We start from the raw sequence: 18,648 nt of genomic DNA on the forward strand, positions 1-18,648 counted from the left end.
CCGACGCATCGAAGTTCCCCCGACCTTGCCGAGCGCCTTGACACCCGCTTGGCCTATAGGCATAGTTAATCTATGCCTCGAAACGACGGCCTTCCCCCTGGCACCCTGGCCATGCTGATCCTGCGGATCCTCGCCCGCGGTCCCCTGCACGGCTACGGAATCGCTCAACGCATCCGGCAACTCTCGAGCGATGCGCTCAGCGTCGAAGAAGGCTCGTTGTACCCCGCGCTGCAGAAGCTCCTGCTGAAGGGTTGGGTCAAGGCCGAAGCGACCGTGTCGGACACCGGCCGGAGCGTGCGCGCGTACCGACTCACTCCCGCGGGCAGGAAGCAGCTCGAGGTCGAACGCGCGAACTACTCACGGATGGCGAAGGCCATCGCGCTCCTCCTCGAATCGGCGTGACGCCCATGCTGAGCCTCGGCGAGTGGTACCGGCGGGTGCACTACCTCCTCCACAGGAGGGAGCTCGAGGATCAACTGCGCCTGGACATGGAGGCGCACCGCGCGATGATGGGAACCCCCGCGCGATTCGGCAATACCCTACGGCTTCGGGAAGAGGCGCACGACACGTGGGGTTGGCGGTGGCTCCACGATCTGGGGCATGACCTCCGGCACGGCCTCAGGTCATTCGTCGCCGATCGCGCGTACACGACGACGGCCGTGACGACGCTCGCGCTCGGCATCGGCACCACCGCCGCCGTCTTCACGGTCGTCAACGGCGTGCTGTTGCGGCCGTTGCCGTTTCCCGACGCAGGACGTCTCGTGCAGGTGTCGGGTCAGAGCGCCCTCGCGGAGCGCGGTGCGGTGCCGGACGTCGACGGCCTGCGCCGCGGCTCGGGCTCGTTCGCGGCCATCGCCGGGTACGAGGTCGCAGGCCGATACCTTCGCACGTCAACCGGATCCACGCGGGTGATGGCAGTGCAGGCCGAAGGAGATTTCTTCAGCGTATTGGGTGCGGCTCCACGACTCGGCCGGACGTTCACGGCGTCCGATCCACCGGATGCGGCCGTGATCGGCGAAGAGTTCTGGCGGCGAGACCTGGAATCGGATCCGAACGTGATCGGACGCACGCTGGCGTTCACCGACCGGAGCGTCACGATCGTCGGCGTGATGCCGCGATCGTTTCAGTTCCCGTACGCGGCGGCATCGATTCTGCCTGGCGTCGCTTCGGCGGCTCGCACCGACGTCTGGCTGCGCTTCCCCGGCGGCCGGGTCATCCACCGAATCGGAGAGGTCGTCGGACGGATCAAGGCGGACGTCTCGATCGAGGCGGCCGCTCAGGAAGCCGCGGCGGTGGGTGACCGGCTCGCTGCCGAGGCCCCACACCCCGGGCCTCCCACCCGCGTGATCGTCGAGCCGCTGGCCGACGCGATCGTCACGCCGCCCGTGCAGCGGCTGCTGGCGCTGCTGTTCGGATCCGTGGTGCTGCTCCTGGCGCTCGCCTGCGCGAACGTGGGCACGCTGGCGCTGGCACGGGTGACACGGCGCAGCCAACACGTGGCGGTTCGCGTGGCACTCGGGGCCGGTCGTGGGCGCCTGATGCGACAGGCCCTCGCGGAGAGCCTGCTGCTCCTGTCAGCCAGCGCGTTGGCCGGACTCGTGCTGGCCTGGTTCGCGACACGGTGGTTCCTGACCGTCGCGGCGGCCTACTTGCCGCGGGCGCACGACGTCGCGCTCGACTGGCGGGTCGTCGGGTTCGTCATCGCGGCTGCCGCGGTCGTGGGGATCATGGTGGCGCTCATCCCGATGCTCGCGGTGCTCGGAGCTCGGGATGCGCACGTTCAGTCCTCGATCCGGGAAGGCGCCGGCCGCGCCACCGCCGGTCCGGCCGCGAGCCGGCTGCGCGACAGCCTGATCGTCGCGGAGATCGCCATCGCGTTCGTGCTCGCGGTCGGCGCGGCGCTCCTGGTTCGGGAGCTGGTCCGGTTGAAGAACGTCGATCCCGGCGTGAGCACCCGGAACGTCATGACGTTCCACCTCGGCTACCGCGGCGCGTCGCCTCCCGATCCTCGCCAGTTCTACGCGATCGAAGACCGCGTCCGGCAATTGCCCGGCACGGCGGCGGCGGGCGTCACGCAGCTCGTGCCGCTCCAGAATTGGGGTTGGACGAGCAGCTCGTCCGATTTCGCCGTTCGAGGACGCCCGCGGCTGTCACCAGAGTTTCCGATCCAGATGCGCTACGTCACGCCCGGCTACCTGGCCACGCTGCGCGTGGCCGTCAGATCCGGCCGGGGATTCACGGCTGACGACACGGCCAGCGCGACTCCTGCCGTCGTGATCAACGAGACGCTGGCGCGCCGGTGTTGTGCCGGGTTCGATCCGGTCGGCCAGATCACCAACCGCGGCACCATCGTCGGCGTGGTGGCAGACGTTCGGCAGGCATCGCTCGATCGACCCGCCGAACCCGAGCTGTACTTCCCGATCGCGCAGAACTGGTCGCAGATCTCCGAGCTCGGGATGACGCTCCTCGTTCGGACGACGACGGCTCCAGCCGGGCTGACGGATGTCGTCCGCTCGGTCGTACACGACGTGAACCCCGACCTCGCGGTGTTCGACGTCAAGGGCATGGATCAGGTGATCGCCGACTCGCTCGCGGAGTTCACGCTGTATCTGTCGGTCGTCACCGCATTCGCTGCGCTCGCCCTGGTGCTGGCAGCGAGCGGGACGTACGGCGTGATCGCGTATCTGGCCGCGTCGCGGACACAGGAGTTCGCGGTGAGAGCGGCGCTCGGTGCCCGTCGGGCCGCGATCGCACGGCTCGTGCTCGCGCGCGGGGCGCGCATCGTCGGCCTTGGCCTGCTCATCGGCCTCGCCGGCGCGCTGGCCGCCAGCTCGATGGTGGTCGGTCTGCCCGTCAAGGTGCGCGAGCCCGACCTGGAGACGCTCGCGCCCTTGGCGGCCGCGCTCTTCGTCCTCGCAATGACGGCGTCGCTGCTACCCGCCATCCACGCTTCCCGCGTCGATCCAGTCCGGGCTCTGAAGGCCGAGTGAGGTGCGACTATGCCGGCGCCGCCGGCAGTTCCACCGTCACGCGGAGCCCGCCGCCGGCGCGAGGTGCGAGCGTCACGGTTCCGTCGTGCGCCGTCGCGATGCTCTTGACGATCGCCAGGCCGAGGCCGACGCCGGCGTGGTCGGTGCGGACCCGCTCGGTGCCCCGTTGAAAGGGCGCCATGAGCGTGGACACCAGGTCTGGAGCCAGTGTCTCGCCGGTGTTCTCGACCATGAGCACCACGGTTTCCGGTTGCAGGCTGGTCGTCACCCTGACGGTACCGCGTTCAGGCAGGTTGTGGACGATCGCGTTGTGCACGAGGTTCGTCGTCATCTGCAGCAGGAGTGCGTGCGAGCCGACCGTGGGCGTCACGTCGCCGGACGTCTCGATGCTGAGGCCGCGCTTTTCGGCGAGGGGGAGCAGCGTTTCCGTGGCCTCTTCCGCGACGAGGGACAAGTCGACAGGCTCTCGAGCGAAGGACCGCCGGTCGGCGCGGCTGAGCAGGAGCAGGGCCTCGGTGAGATCGATCGCGCGGGTGTTGATGACGCGGAGACGGTCGATGAGCTCGCCGGTGTCGCTCGCCGGATCGTTCCTGGCGACATCCAGCATGGTCTGCGTGATCGTCAACGGCGTGCGCAACTCGTGGGAAGCGTTGGCCGCGAACCTCCGTTGCTCGCCGACATGGGCCTCGATCCGCTCGAGCATGGTGTCGAACGCGTCGGCCAGCTCGCGAAACTCGTCCCGCCGGCCCGGCAACCGGATGCGGTGAGCGAGCGATCCGCTCGTGGCCGCGCGCGTCGCATCGGTGATGCGACTCAAGGGCGCGAGCATGCGGCCCGCGAGAATCCATCCTCCTGCGAGCCCGAAGACGAGGAGAAATGCCAGCACGATGGCCGCGGCTGGAGCGTACGCGCGCAGCAGGAACGCACGGTTCCCGGGCACCAGAGCCCCGAGCGTGCTGATCGCCGCGTCGGGAATGTACCGCAACAGAAGGTGATCGACCGATCGCCCAGGCTGGCCCGCGAACCACGCGGCCACGAGCATCAGGAAGCCGGCCAGCATCAGGAATCCGGCGTAGCTCAGCGTGAGTTTGAGGCGAACGCTCAGCCCGGGATCTCTATCCACCACCACCTCGCTCACGCCCGCCGGGTCGTTTCACGCACGGACGCGTTCACGGCGTCGTGTCGATGCGGTAGCCAACGCCCGGCACCGTGGCAATCAGCCAGGGTTCGCCGAGCCGTTTGCGCAGAGCCGAGACCGTGATGCGCACGGCGTTGGTGAACGGGTCTGCGTGCTCGTCCCACGCGCGGGCCAGGAGCTCTTCGGCGCTCACGACCCCGCCGTCGGCCGCGACGAGGACCTCGAGCACGGCGAACTGTTTTCTCGTGAGCGCGACGTAGCGGCCGTCGCGGTAGACCTCACGGCGGAACGGATCCAGCCGCAGGCCAGCGATCTCGCGGACGGGCGGCCTGTTGTAGCCGCGCCTGCGGTTGAGGGCTCGAAGTCTGAGCACGAGCTCTCGCAGATCGAACGGCTTGGTGAGGTAGTCGTCGGCGCCGAGCTCGAAGCCGGACGCCTTGTCGTCCAGCCGATCGGCGGCAGTGAGCATGAGGATCGGCATGCCGCTGCCGGAGGCCACGATGCGCCTGGCGATCTCGTCGCCGGACGGACCGGGGATGTCGCGGTCGAGGACGGCGATGTCGTAGACGTTGATGCTCAGCAGTTCGAGCGCGGTGTCCCCGTCACCGGCGACGTCGGCGGCAATCGCTTCCAGACGCAGGCCATCGCGGATGGCGTCCGCCAGATACGGCTCGTCCTCGACGATCAGCACGCGCATAGCCCCTCGATGCTACGGGCCGCGACATATCGTCCGCATATCGAAAACCGCATACGCGCTGGCAACGCCATGCCGTCCAGACTACCGGTATGGCGCACACCGAGCCAGCGCGAACCGCAGCCCGGCGGCCCCGATCGATCGCGCTCGCGGCGCTGGTCGCCCTGAGCCTGACGTTCGTCGGCGTCGTCAGCGGTCCACCGATGGCGCTTGGCGAGGCAGATGGCGCCGTGCCTCGCGGCGCGACACCCTTCGATGACGCGCTGCCCGCCGTGACCCACCTCGATCCAGACCTGCTGGCAGCGCTCCGTCACGCGGCGGCGGATGCTGCCCGCGACGGGATCGAGATCGTTGTCAATGGCGGCTGGCGCTCGCCGGGTTACCAGCAACAGCTCCTTCGAGAGGCGGTCTCGACGTACGGCTCGGCAGAACGAGCCGCGCGCTGGGTCGCCACCGCGGCCACGTCGTCTCATGTGTCGGGACACGCGGTCGATCTCGGGCCGTCCCACGCCGCGGTATGGCTCGCGGCGCACGGCGTCGAGCACGGACTCTGCCGGGTCTACCGCAACGAACCGTGGCACTACGAACTGCACAAGGACGCCATCGCCCACGGGTGCCCACCGATGTACGCGGATCCCAGCCACGACCCAAGGATGCAACAATGACCGGTCGAACGACGCCGGCGCGCACGAGCCGTGCAGCCGTCGGCACCCCTACTGGACCACCGCTCCGCCTCTTCGCGACGATCGACACGTTCGCGCAGGACGCCCGTCACGCGTTGCGGTTGATGCGGCGCGATCCGGCGTTCACCCTCACCGCGCTCGCCACGCTCGCGCTCGGCATCGGCCTCAACACCGCCATCTTCTCCGTCGCGTACGGCGTGCTCTGGCGTCCGCTGCCGTATGACGATCCCGATCGGCTCGTCGTGGTCTCGTCGGCGCAACAGACGCCGGTGGGCATCAAGACCTTCCAGACCTGGGCACCTGTGACGTTCGAGGGGCTTCGCCCCCGCGTCTCCGCCCTGGACGATCTCGCGGCGTACAACCCGATCGATGCCGAGCTCACCGGACGCGGCGAGCCGCTGCAGGTGCCGGGGCTTCACGTGAGCCCGAACTTCTTTGCCATGCTCGGCGTCCAGCCCGCGCGCGGCCGCGCGTTCCTCGCCGGCGCCGCCGCGCCCGAGGACGATCGGAGCGCCATCGTCAGCGACCGGCTGTGGCGCACCTCGCTCGGAGCCGATCCGGCGATCCTCGGACAGTCGATCGCCGTGGACGGCGTCCCGCGCACCGTCGTCGGCGTGCTGCCGCCAGATTTCAGCTTCAGGCCGGTGATCCGGCCGGGCGCGCTGCCGGAGGTCGATATCTTTCTGTCCAACCGGTGGGCCGGCGACACCGGCCAGAGTGCGTTTCTCTTCTTGCTGGGTCGCATGAAGCCAGGCGTGACGCGGCCACGCGTGGAAGCCGAGCTGACGGCGCTCGTGAACGGGTCGTCGATCGTGCCCGCCGGCGCGATGTCGCAAGCCGGCGCGTTCGTGGCGGGCGCCCGCACGCTCGCCCGCACGGTCGGCCTGCAGGAGTACGGCACCGAGCCGGTGCGCACGCTGCTGCTGATGCTGGTCGGGGCGGTGTCGTTCGTGCTGCTGATTGCCTGCGTCAACGTCGCGAACCTGCAGATGGCACGTCTCACCGCGCGCCGCGGCGAGCTGTCCATCCGCATGGCCCTCGGCGCGGGCCGTGGCCGGATCGTGCGCCAGTTGCTCACCGAAGCGGCCGTGTTGTCGCTCGCGGGCGCAGTGCTCGGCGTGTTGCTCGCCACGATCGCCATCGCCGTCACGCTGCCGCTCGTGCCGCAATCCGTGCTGCCGCGCGTTGGCGGCATCGTGATCGACGCTCGCGTGATGGCGTTCTGTCTTGGCCTGTCGCTCGTCTCGACGCTCGTGATCGGCCTGCTGCCGGCGCTCCGGGTCAGCAGCGCCGCGTTCGGCGAGGCTCGCGCGCTGCATGCCGGCGAGACGCGCACGACGAGCGACCATCAAGGGGACCGTCTGCGGACGCTGCTGGTCGCCGGGCAGATCGCCATGACGCTCGTGCTGCTGATCGGCGCGGGCCTGCTGATTCACAGCTTCGTGCGTCTCACGTCGGTGTCGCCCGGCTTCGTTGCGGACGGACGCGACGGCGTCGTGCAGGTCGTCAGGGTGGCCCTGCCGGAACGTCTCTACGCCGAGCCCGAGCGCATCCAGTCGTTCGCGCGCAGCGTGCTCGATCGCATCCGATACCTGCCGGGTGTGAAGTCCGCGAGCGTGATCAACTCCGCGCCGTTCGGGCGGATGTTCATCCAGGGCGCCTTCGAAATCGAGGGACAGCCGAAGCCGACGCTCGCGGCGGGCACGCCGAAGATCGAGGCGGGCTACTTCACGACCATGGGAATCCCGCTGCTGGCGGGACGCGAATTCAGCCCCAGGGACACGGCGGACGCGCCGAAGGTCGTGATCATCAGCGAGCGCATCGCGCGCGAGTACTTCCCCGGTGGCCCCGCCACGGCGCTTGGCCAGCGCGTGCGCGTCGGGATCTTCGACGCTGACGGCGAGTGGCTGACGGTGGTCGGCGTGGTCGCCGACATCCGGCAGCAGGGGCTCGATGAGGACCTGAAGCCCATGATCTACGCGCCGTTCCAGCAGGAGCGCGCGGCGCCGTTCCTGCTGCGCTTCGTGTCGTTCGTCGCGCGCACCGTCACACCCGCCAGCGTCGTCGAAGGCATCCGCGCGGAAATCCGCCGTGCCGCGCCCGACCTGCCGATCGCGGGCATGACGACGATGGACGAAGCGGTGGCGGCGTCGGTGGCGGCGCCTCGTTTCCGGACGTTGCTACTCGGGCTGTTCGCCACGGCCGCGACGCTGATCGCCACCTGCGGCCTCTACGGGTTGATGGCCTACACGGTGACGCAGCGCCGCCGCGAGATCGGCGTACGCATGGCGCTCGGCGCCACGCGCCGCGACGTGCTCCGCCTCGTGCTCACGCGCGCGCTCCACATCGTCGTCGCCGGCCTCGTCGTCGGCCTCGCGGGCGCCGCCGGCGTCACGCGCGTGCTACGGACGTTCCTGTTCGGCGTGACGCCCACCGACCCGCTCGTGTTCGTGGCCGTTACGCTGCTGCTCCTGGCGGTCGGGCTGATGGCGGCATGGCTACCCGCGCGCCGCGCCACGCGGATCGACCCGTGGGCGGCGTTGCGCGCCGAGTAACCGTCGACGAACGTGGCCGCGGCCAATCGAGCACGGGCGGCCGAGGAGTGTCTGTCAGCTTCGGGCTGACCGACTTCATAAGGAGTGTCAATTCATGCGACGTATGACAGCAGTGCTGAGCGTGGCGGCCGTTGTCCTGATGGCGGTTGGTGTGGCCGCGCAGGCGAAGCCCAACTTCGCGGGCGAGTGGAAGCTGATGGTCGCGCGCGGTCAAGGCGAGCCCGGGGTGGACCTGACCGTCATCCAAAGCGCCAGCGCGATCGCCTTCGAGTACCGGGGCGGCGTGAAGCTCACCTGCAAGCTCGGGAGCGCGGTCAGCCAGAACGTGATGCCGGGAGGTGGCAACGCGCGAACCGACCAGATCGCCAAAGCGGTATGGGCTGGCAACAACCTCGTGGTGACCGCCACGACAGGCGCCGGTGAAGAGACGCGCACGTTCTCGCTCGAAGATGGCTATCTCGTGGTCGATGTAGCGACGCCAGCGGGCAGGGGTGAAGTCCCGACCATTACCAAGATGGTCTACGAGAGATACGAACGCGGCTTCGGCGGCTAGGGCGTCAGGGGGCTGCCATCGCGCGTCGAGGAGCTACGAAGGGGAAGGCGCACAGGGTCATGACGGTCCTCGATCTGACTCTGATCTGATGTCCAAGCACGATCGCGCCAGCGATGGACCAGACGAGCATCAGAAGCGCCAGGCGATGCCGCCGCGTACGGGAAAGCGTACGCCGAAGTAGTCCGATACGGCCTCGAGCGCCATGATGAACCGGGCGTCGACGAAGGCGTCGATACGCGGGGCCAGCGGCACGCGCACGCCCGCGCCGTAGTAGATCACCTGGATGTTCCGCTCGTTGGCGTCGGGGAAGAACTCGTTCACGGTCGGCCGCGAGACGCCACGGCCGGCACCGCCGACGACATAAGGAGAGACGCGCCTCTCTGCCAGAAACGCGTAGCGCAGTTCGGCGCTGACGAACGTCTCCGTCCCGCCCCGCTCGAAGGCGTATCCGTCTTCGAGTTGCTCGATCTCGTCCCGGACGTGCGACCGCTCCACGGTGACGAGCAGGCTGAGCCTGCGAGTGGGCGCGAAGCCGAGCGCGGCCGAGACCGTGCTGCCGACGTACGAGATCTGCGGTCCGGCGGCGGCTTCAAGGCTCAGCCGACGGTCTAACGCGCCCGAGGGCGTGCCTGTTCGATCCTGCGCCGTCGCTGCATGGGTCACCAGCCCGAGCGCCAGCGAGACCAGCCCGCCGACGCGCCATATGCTCCCTGCCCCTCTCGCGGCCATGATGCCCTCGTCTCATCGTGTCATGCGCAAACGGCGGCAATCCCGGCTCATGCCTCCTTCGGCACGCCCGATGTGACCATCCGCTTCTCCAAGACCGCGGCCGCCGGCCGTAGTGATGACCTCGTGTCGGGTATGCGTGGCGCGCGGCGATCGCAAGTCAGGTGCGACCGTCGAGGAAGCCATGCGTGCGCGCGTCGTGCGCGCGGCGCGCACGGCCAGCGAAGAGCGATCGGCGAGCGTTAGACGAACAACTCCATCAGGAGCTCATCGTCTTCGACACCATCGATGATCACCTGTCGTGTCAGCCGTCCACCTTCGCGGAATCCGAGGGTCTCGTAAAAGGCGCGGGCGGCGGCATTGGAGGCTCGAACCTGGATCACGAGCTTGCTGTATCCCGAGTCACGGGCGAACGCCCGCGTCGCGTTCCACAGGAGACGGCCGACGCCGCGCCTGCGCCACGGCTGCAGAAGAAACGTGCCCACTTGGCCTACATGGGCCATCGAGCTGAGCGACGATGACCATCGATCGAGGATTTGAAGGCCGACGATGTGTCCCGTCTCGTCGACGGCGACATGAATCGTCTCTCGAGGCGAGAGCGAATCGAGGTAGCGTCGTTCCTCTTCGACGGTCCACACGCGGTCGATGGCCGAGTGAACCCGCTCTGAGGCGACCGCCTCGAGCACGGCGACGATACCCGGCGCATCGTCGGCGACGGCGCGTCGAATGCGCGGGATCGCCGGCGCCGATCCCAGGTCAAGGTGCAGGAACTGATTGAACTCGCTCGGCTCGTAATCGCCGAAGGCGCTTCCGTTGACGAAGCCGCGCTTGCGATACAGCGCCAGCGCCGGCTCGAACGAAGCCCCCGAACCCGTTTCCAACGACAGCCGCGCATAGCCGCGTCTGCCGGCCTCAGCGATGATGTGCTCGAGGATCCTGCTCGCCACGCCTCTTCTCAGATGGGCGTTGGCCGTGCGCATGGATTTGATCTCCCCGGCTCTCGCGTCGAGCTCCTTGAGCGCGCCGACACCCAACAACTCTTCGCCCTCCCACATTGCGTAGAAGGTGATGTCCTGCATCTGCAAGCCAGACCAGTCGAGCGCGAACACATGGCCGGCGGGAGAGTTAGCGTGCATGTCTTCGAGATGGCGCCTGAGCAGCGCCTTCACGCGATCGTCGTCGAAGTCGCCAGGTCTGATGTCCATTCGCTCCGCCTCGCCGGAGCCATTCGGGCTTGGAGCCGGATTCGCCCTTCCGCTCGATCGCCCAATGTGAGCCGTCGTCGATGAACTCTGAGAGTCTCGCAGGAGAAGGATGGTGGAGCCGCCACTGCTCGATCCCGACCTTGGCTTCAATCCGATTCCGAAACTCCACGGTCAGGTACTTCTCATCGCGCAGACGTGCGGGACGCACCGCCTCTTCGAGTCGATCGGCAACGCCCGGGCGCTATGGCGCGGCCGGAGGCGTGAGACCCGGGACGCCGTAGTCCCCGAACTGCTCGCCGGGCTTCGGCTTCTTGTTGAGGCGGATCGAGAACACGAACGCCATCGTCCGGATCCGCTCGACGTTCGTGCTCGTGCTGAGGAGGGCCGCGTCGACGCCGATGCGATCCGAGACGTTCCAGCCGATGCCGCCGGCCGGGTGCCAGCGGTCGCGCGCATAGCGAAGCCCGGCGCGGTACTCGAGCCGCGTGGTTCGATACTCGAAGCCGTTCTGTACGTTGTTGCCGTCGAAGCGGCGCGAGTACTCAGTGGACACCGACCATTTGTCCGCCGTGTAGGAGAGGTTCGTCGAGATGTTGAGCGGCACCTTCACCCGTACCGGTTCGATCACCACCGGCGGGTCCACTTCCTCCATCTCGCTGCCGTCGAAATAATTCGCGAGTTGCGTGCGATGCGCTTCGAAATCCTCCCAGTCGATTCGATTGGCGATGCCGTTGACCCCGATGCCGAAGTCCCACCGGTCGATGGTCGCGGCCACGCCAAGGTCGAGCACGCGCCCGCGGCCTTTTCTCGCCGTCACGAAGTTCACGTCCACTACCGGCGCAGGCGGATTCAACGCGAGCAGACCCGTCTGATCCGTGTCGAAGCGAATCGTCGAATCCACGCGGCCGAGAAACAGGCCGAACAGCGTGCTGTAGTTCGCATAGACGTAGATCCCCTCACGGCGCGGGCCGGTGGTCTGGTGTGGAATGTAGAGGCGATAGCCCACGATCGCAGCGATGGCCGCCTGCCCCTGCGTGAGGTGAGCAATCGGCATCGACGTGTTCGGAAGGAGCGGCGCGCCGGGATCGCCGAGCAGGCCGGAGAGTTCCTGATCCACGCGTGTGTCGGTTGTCACCGTGAGATACGGACCCGCGCCGACGTAGACGCCTTGATAGCCATCGCGATCGCGCTCCTCCGGTTTCAGCGTCTTGTCCTTGTTCTTGCGGCTCTTCAGCGTGATGCCCCAGTTGGGCGCACCCACACCCTCGGCGAGATACTTCTCGGCCGGGGCGAACGGACGGTAGACCCTGAGGTCTCTCGTCAACTGCTTGTCGATGATGTCGTCGACGAGGCTCTTGGCCGTGTGACTCCGATCGCGCTCGAGCGTGAAATGAAACGGATTGCGCGCGTATTCCAGCGACCGGAGGAAATCGAAGTTGCGCGGACGATCGCTGTCGTAGAAGAAGACGTCCTTGTTCTGCAGCACCTGAAACAGCAAACCGAACGGCAGCCCGATGCGCCGATAGCTCCGGCGCTCGCCGATGTGTTCGTCGGCGATGTTTCTGGTGCTGCCGATCGCGCCCATGCCGACGTTTCGCGCGTCGAGATCGTAGTTCTGCGCGAGCGCTGGGGTGGCGACAGACAGGATCGCGAAGACCGCAGCGGGCAGCAGGCGAGCGAGACGCGCCGGCATGAAGGACCTCCAGGGAAGACGGAAGAACCGACGAATCCGCCAGGTGCGCCTGGCCGCGCAGAGGATACCGCGTAGGTGAGCCTCCCGGTCAAGCGGGTCGTTCCCCGGGAGACGCACCGGTCGCCGGGGCCGCGAGACCGGCTCAGGACGGTCCACTGCTTGTCGGTCAGATCCATGCCCGTCCGGTACGACAGACCGCACGGGCCGTTCATGAGATGACTTCTAGGCCCTCGGCGTTCAGCGGATCAGTCGTCGGCCTCCAACCAGGAGCGACTCTACAGAAGCCGATTGACATCGTTATGTCGAAGGTCTAGGTTTATGTGTCGAAGGTTGAGACCATATTCATGCCACCGGCACGGTTCCCAATTCCCCAAGGCACGCTCGACATGCTGATCCTGCAGATTCTGTCCCTCGACCCGGCGCACGGCTATGCGATCGCCCAGCGGTTGCAGCAGATCTCTCGCGACACGATTCAGGTGAATCAGGGCTCGCTCTACCCTGCTCTGCATCGGCTCGAGCAACGCCGCTGGCTCGAGTCGGAGTGGCGCCCGTCGGAAACCGGCCGGGCGGCGAAGTTCTACGCGCTGACCCGCGCCGGACGAAAGCAACTTGCGGTGGAAAGAGCGAGTTGGCAGCGTCTAACAGGGGCAGTTGACCTGATTTTCACCGAAGGACGGTAGGCCATGCGTCGCTATCCGATTGGGCCAAGGCGACGGCAGATGGAAGTCGAGTTGGATCGCGAACTGGCCTACCACATTGAACGCCGCGCCGCGGAGCTCGTGAGCAGCGGCATGGATGCCAACGACGCGAGGCGCCGTGCCGCTATCGAGCTCGGGGGCGTTGCCCAGGCGCAGGAGCGCGTCCGAGATACATGGACGTGGCGCTCGGTCGACGCACTTACGCGCGACGTACGCCAAGCGGTCCGCAGCCTTCGCAAGAGCCGGGGGTTCACGCTCGGCGCCGGCATCATTCTCACCCTCGGGATCGGCGTGAACACGGCCCTTTTCTCAGTCGTTCACGCCGTGCTGCTCGAGCCGCTCGCCTACCCTCAGGCCGACCGCCTCGTCGCGATGGAAACCGTGTGGACCAACACCGGGGAGCGGAGACCTGAGGTCTCTGGCCCCGACTTCCTGGACTGGCAAGCCGAGCGCGGAGTCTTTGACCTACTCGCTCACGCGAGCGGCGAGGACGACATGTCGACGACCGTCAATGCGCGCGGCGGATTCGGCAACCTTCGTCACGTGTCTGCCGACTTCTTCGGCGTGTTCAACCTTCCTCCTGCGGCGGGGCGGCTGTTGTCATCGCAGGATGCTTTCGGCGTTCGCCCGCGAAACGCGCTCTTGCCCGTCGTCGTCGGATACGAATGGGCGACGACGCACTTCGGCAGCGCCAGCGATGCCATTGGTGAGACGTTCCTACTCTACCGCGCCCCCGTCGAGATCGTTGGCGTGGCCGCGCGTGGCTTTCAGTACCCTGACGCCACCAACATCTGGATACCCGCGAGCCCGACGAATAGAACAGACCGCAGCGCGGCGTCCTACGTCGCCGTCGGCCGGCTCAGGGCGGACCTCAACGTGACCTCGGCGCAGGCAGCACTGCGTGTGGTGGCTGACCGCTTGGCGGCGGAACATGCAGAGAACCGCTTCAAGAACGTCGCGGTCGTGCCGCTCCAGGAGAAGCTGACGGGCAACGTTCAGCGGACGTTGTGGATGCTCATGGCAGCCGTGACGCTAATCCTGCTGATTGGCTGCGCCAACATCGCGAACCTGCTGCTCGCTCGCTCGGCGACCCGCGCACGCGAGTTCGCGCTCCGTGCCGCGCTCGGCGCCGGCCGCACCCAAATCGTCCGACAACTCCTGACCGAGAGCAGCGTGTTGGCCGGAGCCGCGACAGCCGCTGGCGTCCTCTTGGCGTACGTGCTCGTGCACGGTCTGATCGCGTGGGCCCCCATCGAGTTGCCTCGCCTGGACGAAGTGCGGATCGACGGCACGGTGCTCCTCTTCGCGCTCGCCACGTCAGCAGCGGCCGTGACGGTCTTCAGCGTCGCACCGGCACTGAAGGCATCGAAACTCGATGTGACAGAGACGCTCAAATCTAGTGGAGCAAAAGGTGCCGTATCGGGTTCTGGCACCTGGCTACGCTCCGTGCTAGTCGTCGTAGAGGTTGCCCTCTCCGTTCTGTTGCTCGCCGGCGCGGGCTTGCTCGTACGCTCCTTTCAGAAGCTCAACGCACAAGACCTCGGTTTCACGATTGACGGCGTGGTTTCCGCGTACACGCAGTATGCGCTCGACGAGACGCGCACGCGTCCGGTTCGGACGGCGTTCTACCGCGACTTGTTACCGCGCGTTCGCGCGCTCCCGGGCGTCGTGGCAGCGGCAGGTGTTTCGCGGCAACCGCTGGCCCCCGAGGACAGTCCACCAGGCGAGTTGTTCGTCGAAGGCCGGCCCTCAGGTTCACCCGGCGAACGGTTGTGGGCGTTCTCGTCATCGATCTCGACCGAGTACTACAACACCCTCGACATTCCGCTGCGCGCAGGACGCGACTTCAATGACGCCGACACCGCTGCCACACCCCGCGTGGTCATCGTCAACGAGGCGCTTGCACGAGCGGCATTTCGCGACGAATCCGCCATAGGCCGGCGCATCAGCTCCAACGTCAATGGTCCGTGGCTCGAGATTGTCGGTGTCGCGGCCGACACTCGGTGGCGAGACCCGAGCTCGCCTGCCCAGCCCGAGTACTACAACGCATCGAGCCAAGGCGTCGGTGGATCATTGACGATTCTTGCGAGAACCGCCGCTGATGAGGGTGTGACGGCCCGTGGATTGCTGTTGCTACTCCAAGAGGTCGATCCGAGTATTCCCGTGCGAACCGAGGCGCTGCGCGAATCGTTGGGCGCGAACTTGGCGTATCCGCGGTTTCGGACACTGCTCGTCAGTGCGTTCGGCGGTCTGGGGCTGTTGCTCGCCTCCGTGGGCGTCTTCAGCGTGCTGGCCTACCTCGTGGGACAGCGGACGCGCGAGCTTGCCGTGCGTCGGGCGGTCGGCGCATCATCCGGGGACATCGTGCGTCTCGTCCTCGTGCAAGGCGCGCGACTCGTGGGTGCAGGACTCCTGTTCGGCGTTGGGGCTGCACTCGCCGGTGGCGGCGTGGTCACAGGCTTTCTGTACCAGACGAGTCCGTGGGATGCGGCGACGTATGGTGCGGTAGTCACGGTTCTCGCGTGTGCAGGGACCCTAGCGATGGTCGTACCAGCGATCCGCGCAGCGACGATAGATCCCTTGACGGCCCTTCGACACGATTAGTGCCCACCGAGCGCCGATTACTCTCCTGAACGCGTGGTTGGCGTTAGGGCGCAACGAACGCCCAGCCCGATGCAGCCCTTCGCGGGAAGCCGTCTAGCCGCTGCGCCCGCCGCAATGGTGACGTTCCCGATTCCGGCCGGGCATCGCACCGCGTATGCACGCCGGTCTGCTGTGAGCATTCCCCCGGTCGTGTGCACCCCCAGAAGCGCACCCCGCCACAGGAGCCATTCTAGGTTCCTAACGGCTCGCAAGCACCTTCCCGCCGGTCGGCTGGCCGGTCGGCATCCTCAGCGATTTCACGCTCCGGGTCCAGGACCTCACGATGTCGTGGCGCATCTCATCGCTGCATCGCTGACGGATTCGGAGACAAGCGCGTATGCGCTGGAGGTGGACAGCGACATGTCTGCCGAGCATCCCGCCCACCGCTGGGCGCTACTGATGTCGGGCGGGCTCAATGCTCGGTTGCGCCGTTTCGACGCCGGCTGCCTCCACGAAGCGATTCTGGCCCCACGGAACCAGAACCGGACGGTCTTGCCTCGCTGTTTCGCGCTGCGTCGTATGCCGGCCTCGCGCGGATCCACAAGCCGACTGACCCCAAGCGTGCTCGGCAGTATGTAGAAGAGGGACTTGCCACTGGGGTCACTGGCGGCACCCGGACTGATCCCATCGGTTCGCAGAAGGAACTCGCCAGTCCTGAGCACGTCTTTGACCTGATCGTGGAACCGCATCGGGTCGACCGCAGCGGAAGCCATCGAGTCCGAGTACGGGCAGTTGCTGGTGCCGGGGGTGGGGATCGAACCCACACGGCCCTTGCGGGCCTCAGGATTTTAAGCCGTATCGACGCTCGCTCCGGGATCACGCGAAATCGTTCGAGAACTCGCGCGAACGCCTTGTCTGGCAGGCGTTTGCTGGCTATCGATCGTATCCGCAAACAGCCGCAAAGATCCGCACCAAACCGCAGCCGATGGGATCAGCTCGGGATCACATCGGGCTCAGTCCTGGTGGCTGTAGTGCCCGCGATTGAACCGCAGTATCTTCGATAGACTTGGCCTAGGCGTCCAGCCTACGTGGATGAACCAGGTCAACTCGAGCGAACTGCAATCGCGCTTCGCTGAACGAGTCCTCGTGTGGCGTATTCGTGTCGAAAGCGTTAGCCACACACCGAGTTCCATCATCGCCTTCGGCCGTCGCGACGAGCAACCAGTCGTGCCGAAAGTCGTCAAAGGCCCAGGTGATGAGTGGCTATCGGGACGAGTAGTTGACGCCTTCGCAAGTCGGGGTGTAGTTCAGGCGCTGGAGCATATTGATGGAGCGGTGCTGCTGGAACGACTGCTGCCTGGGAAGCCCCTCGCGAACGGGACAATTCCTGACGCCGAAGCGACCGCGATCATAGGGGATGTAATTGACCGGATGTCTCCAGGTCCACCACCGAGCACCGTGCCCACCGTTGAATTGTGGGGGAAAGGCTTCGAGCGGCATCTGCGCAATGGGACTCCGGCGATTCCCAGGTCGCTCGTTGAGGCCGCGCACAGACCCTACATGGAGATGTGTGCGTCGCAGCAGGCCACTCGGCTGCTTCATGGCGACCTTCACCATCAACACGTCCTTCTGGACGCGGAGCGGGGATGGCTAGCGATCGATCCAAAGGGTGTCGTGGGCGAACTTGCGTATGAAGTGGGAGCTTCGCTGCGGAACCCGTGTGAGCAACCCGAGCTCTTTGCGACACCTGCCAGAATTCTGGAGCGGGTCGATTGCTTCGAACGCGTGTTGCGTCTGGACAGGCGGCGTATTCTCGCATGGACGTTCGCTCAGGCCGTTCTCGCGGCCATTTGGGAGTTGGAGGACGACGGCGCTTTCAGCGCAGGAGCGGGTTGGATCTCGCTTGCGAGTGCAATCCGTTCAATGCTGTAAGGCCATGTTGACGGCTAAGAACGAGGGTTGGGGATTACCGCTACCGACAGATCCTTATGCCAGAGCAATTGCATCTCGTCTGGAAATTGGGAATATGCCGATCGGTGTGCCGCCCCAAGCACGCAGCCCTGACGTGCATAGAATCTGCACGCGGGCACATTGATGTTCTGTGTTTCGATTTTGAGTTGGCGACAGCCGCGAGATGATGCCCATTTCTCCGCTGCTTCGAAGAGCGCGGATCCCACTCCTTGCCCTCGGAACTGGGGTGAAACCCGAATATCCCAAAGCACCGCGAGATCAGTCCGGCCCTCAAGCATCGTGACGTTCGGGGTGTCATACGCAATGACCGCCCCGCCCACGAGCGTGCCCTTCGCGTGTGCCTGAATCAGGCCCCAGTTCGAAAGCTCGAAGTGTCTGGACCATTGGCTGGGTCCTTCGCCACTGATAGCGTCGTAGTCTTTGATGTAGGGCGAATCGATCAGACGCTCAGACAGGATGAACGGGCCAGAGGCATCCTGTTTCGTTACGTCATACACCCGATCGACTCTGAAGGCGATCGGAACACTGAGTAGCGCCTCAACGACGGCCATTGGGGCTTCAGCGACAGTGATCTCCATTCCGATGTTATTCAACTAGTGAGGGTTCCCGAGACTGATCTCTTGGCAAAGCATTGCGCATACGAATGACAGAGAACTGCAAGCTAGAGGCAACAACAGCGTCACGAAGCGACCACAACTTCGACGCGACCCGTAGTTCTACTCCACGCTGCCGTAATTCGGCGAGGAGGTCATCGAACACATCGACCCGCGCAGGCTCGACTGGCACGCGGCCTACAAAATAGCCGGCGCACTCGTCGATGCACTCAAATGTCTCCGGCGGCAAGTGATAGCAATACAGCCGGGACGAGCGCAGGCGGTCGAACCAAATCCATTCGATGGCGAGGACAGCCGCGCTTGACCCAAGAAATCGCTCGACGTCGGCGGCTGTCGTTTCAGGCCCGGCGTAGTAGGTCACGCGGGGGCACTCGCGAGGAACCAGATAGTTGCGCACGCGAGCGGCATCAATGGCCCACACTACTGGACTGGGGATGGCTTCCGCCGCACGCGGCTCGAATCTCTCGATACCCGGTGTCTCGCTCAGGTGGAACAACACGACTTGAGTCTAGCGGGACTCTCTGAACTGGTAAATTCCTAAAACG

General features: G+C 66.2%; 16 protein-coding genes. 9 read left to right on the plus strand and 7 right to left on the minus strand.

Features of this window, described 5'->3' with window-relative positions; translation table 11 throughout:
* Positions 1 to 72: 72 nt before the first annotated feature.
* Positions 73 to 402, plus strand: coding sequence for a PadR family transcriptional regulator (locus tag IT184_02535; GenBank protein ID MCC7007671.1), 330 nt, complete (start codon positions 73 to 75; stop codon positions 400 to 402).
* A complete protein-coding gene (locus IT184_02540) occupies positions 399 to 2,990 on the plus strand; it encodes an ABC transporter permease (protein ID MCC7007672.1) in 2,592 nt (863 codons plus the stop codon). Before IT184_02535 ends, IT184_02540 begins: the two co-directional genes overlap by 4 nt.
* Positions 2,991 to 2,997: 7 nt before the next feature.
* Here IT184_02540 and IT184_02545 read toward each other — a convergent pair whose 3' ends face one another.
* Both IT184_02545 and IT184_02550 read right to left on the minus strand, forming a co-directional pair.
* Positions 2,998 to 4,113, minus strand: a complete 1,116-nt coding sequence (locus IT184_02545) for a HAMP domain-containing histidine kinase (protein ID MCC7007673.1) — start codon at positions 4,111 to 4,113, stop codon at positions 2,998 to 3,000.
* Positions 4,114 to 4,159: 46 nt separating this feature from the next.
* Positions 4,160 to 4,825, minus strand: coding sequence for a response regulator transcription factor (locus IT184_02550; GenBank protein MCC7007674.1), 666 nt, complete (start codon positions 4,823 to 4,825; stop codon positions 4,160 to 4,162).
* 89 nt (positions 4,826 to 4,914) lie between these two features.
* Here IT184_02550 and IT184_02555 point away from each other — a divergent pair, with 89 nt between their 5' ends.
* From IT184_02555 to IT184_02565, 3 genes are all read left to right on the plus strand, one after another.
* The gene (locus tag IT184_02555) at positions 4,915 to 5,487 is read left to right on the plus strand and encodes a D-alanyl-D-alanine carboxypeptidase family protein (GenBank protein MCC7007675.1); all 573 of its coding nucleotides are present in this window, start codon (positions 4,915 to 4,917) and stop codon (positions 5,485 to 5,487) included.
* Entirely contained in the window at positions 5,484 to 8,060 is a 2,577-nt protein-coding gene (locus IT184_02560; protein ID MCC7007676.1) for an ABC transporter permease, read from the plus strand. Before IT184_02555 ends, IT184_02560 begins: the two co-directional genes overlap by 4 nt.
* A gap of 112 nt (positions 8,061 to 8,172) precedes the next feature.
* Positions 8,173 to 8,613: a hypothetical protein gene (locus IT184_02565; protein MCC7007677.1), complete on the plus strand. Its 441-nt coding sequence runs from the start codon at positions 8,173 to 8,175 to the stop codon at positions 8,611 to 8,613.
* Positions 8,614 to 8,742: 129 nt separating this feature from the next.
* On the opposite strand, the gene IT184_02570 is transcribed toward IT184_02565, so the two are convergent.
* The 3 genes from IT184_02570 to IT184_02580 form a co-directional block, all read right to left on the minus strand.
* On the minus strand, positions 8,743 to 9,342 hold the full coding sequence (locus tag IT184_02570; GenBank protein MCC7007678.1) for a hypothetical protein: 600 nt from the start codon (positions 9,340 to 9,342) through the stop codon (positions 8,743 to 8,745).
* Between the two features lie 239 nt (positions 9,343 to 9,581).
* Positions 9,582 to 10,694 (minus strand): GNAT family N-acetyltransferase, encoded by a 1,113-nt coding sequence (locus IT184_02575; GenBank protein MCC7007679.1) that lies wholly within the window; start codon positions 10,692 to 10,694, stop codon positions 9,582 to 9,584.
* Positions 10,695 to 10,785: 91 nt separating this feature from the next.
* Positions 10,786 to 12,237 (minus strand): hypothetical protein, encoded by a 1,452-nt coding sequence (locus IT184_02580; protein ID MCC7007680.1) that lies wholly within the window; start codon positions 12,235 to 12,237, stop codon positions 10,786 to 10,788.
* A 344-nt stretch (positions 12,238 to 12,581) separates the two neighbouring features.
* On the opposite strand from IT184_02580, the gene IT184_02585 reads away from it, so the two are divergent.
* From IT184_02585 to IT184_02600, 4 genes are all read left to right on the plus strand, one after another.
* On the plus strand, positions 12,582 to 12,917 hold the full coding sequence (locus tag IT184_02585; protein MCC7007681.1) for a PadR family transcriptional regulator: 336 nt from the start codon (positions 12,582 to 12,584) through the stop codon (positions 12,915 to 12,917).
* 39 nt (positions 12,918 to 12,956) lie between these two features.
* Complete coding sequence (locus IT184_02590; protein MCC7007682.1) at positions 12,957 to 15,539, plus strand: ABC transporter permease; 2,583 nt, start codon at positions 12,957 to 12,959, stop codon at positions 15,537 to 15,539.
* Positions 15,540 to 15,866: 327 nt separating this feature from the next.
* On the plus strand, positions 15,867 to 16,157 hold the full coding sequence (locus IT184_02595) for a hypothetical protein (GenBank protein MCC7007683.1): 291 nt from the start codon (positions 15,867 to 15,869) through the stop codon (positions 16,155 to 16,157).
* 453 nt (positions 16,158 to 16,610) lie between these two features.
* Positions 16,611 to 17,450, plus strand: a complete 840-nt coding sequence (locus tag IT184_02600; GenBank protein ID MCC7007684.1) for a phosphotransferase — start codon at positions 16,611 to 16,613, stop codon at positions 17,448 to 17,450.
* Positions 17,451 to 17,464: 14 nt separating this feature from the next.
* Here IT184_02600 and IT184_02605 read toward each other — a convergent pair whose 3' ends face one another.
* Positions 17,465 to 18,067: a GNAT family N-acetyltransferase gene (locus tag IT184_02605; protein ID MCC7007685.1), complete on the minus strand. Its 603-nt coding sequence runs from the start codon at positions 18,065 to 18,067 to the stop codon at positions 17,465 to 17,467.
* 7 nt (positions 18,068 to 18,074) lie between these two features.
* Complete coding sequence (locus tag IT184_02610; GenBank protein MCC7007686.1) at positions 18,075 to 18,602, minus strand: hypothetical protein; 528 nt, start codon at positions 18,600 to 18,602, stop codon at positions 18,075 to 18,077.
* Positions 18,603 to 18,648: the final 46 nt, after the last annotated feature.

Source organism: Acidobacteriota bacterium (assembly GCA_020853395.1).
In the GTDB taxonomy this organism is placed as follows: Bacteria; Acidobacteriota; Vicinamibacteria; order Vicinamibacterales; family SCN-69-37; genus JADYYY01.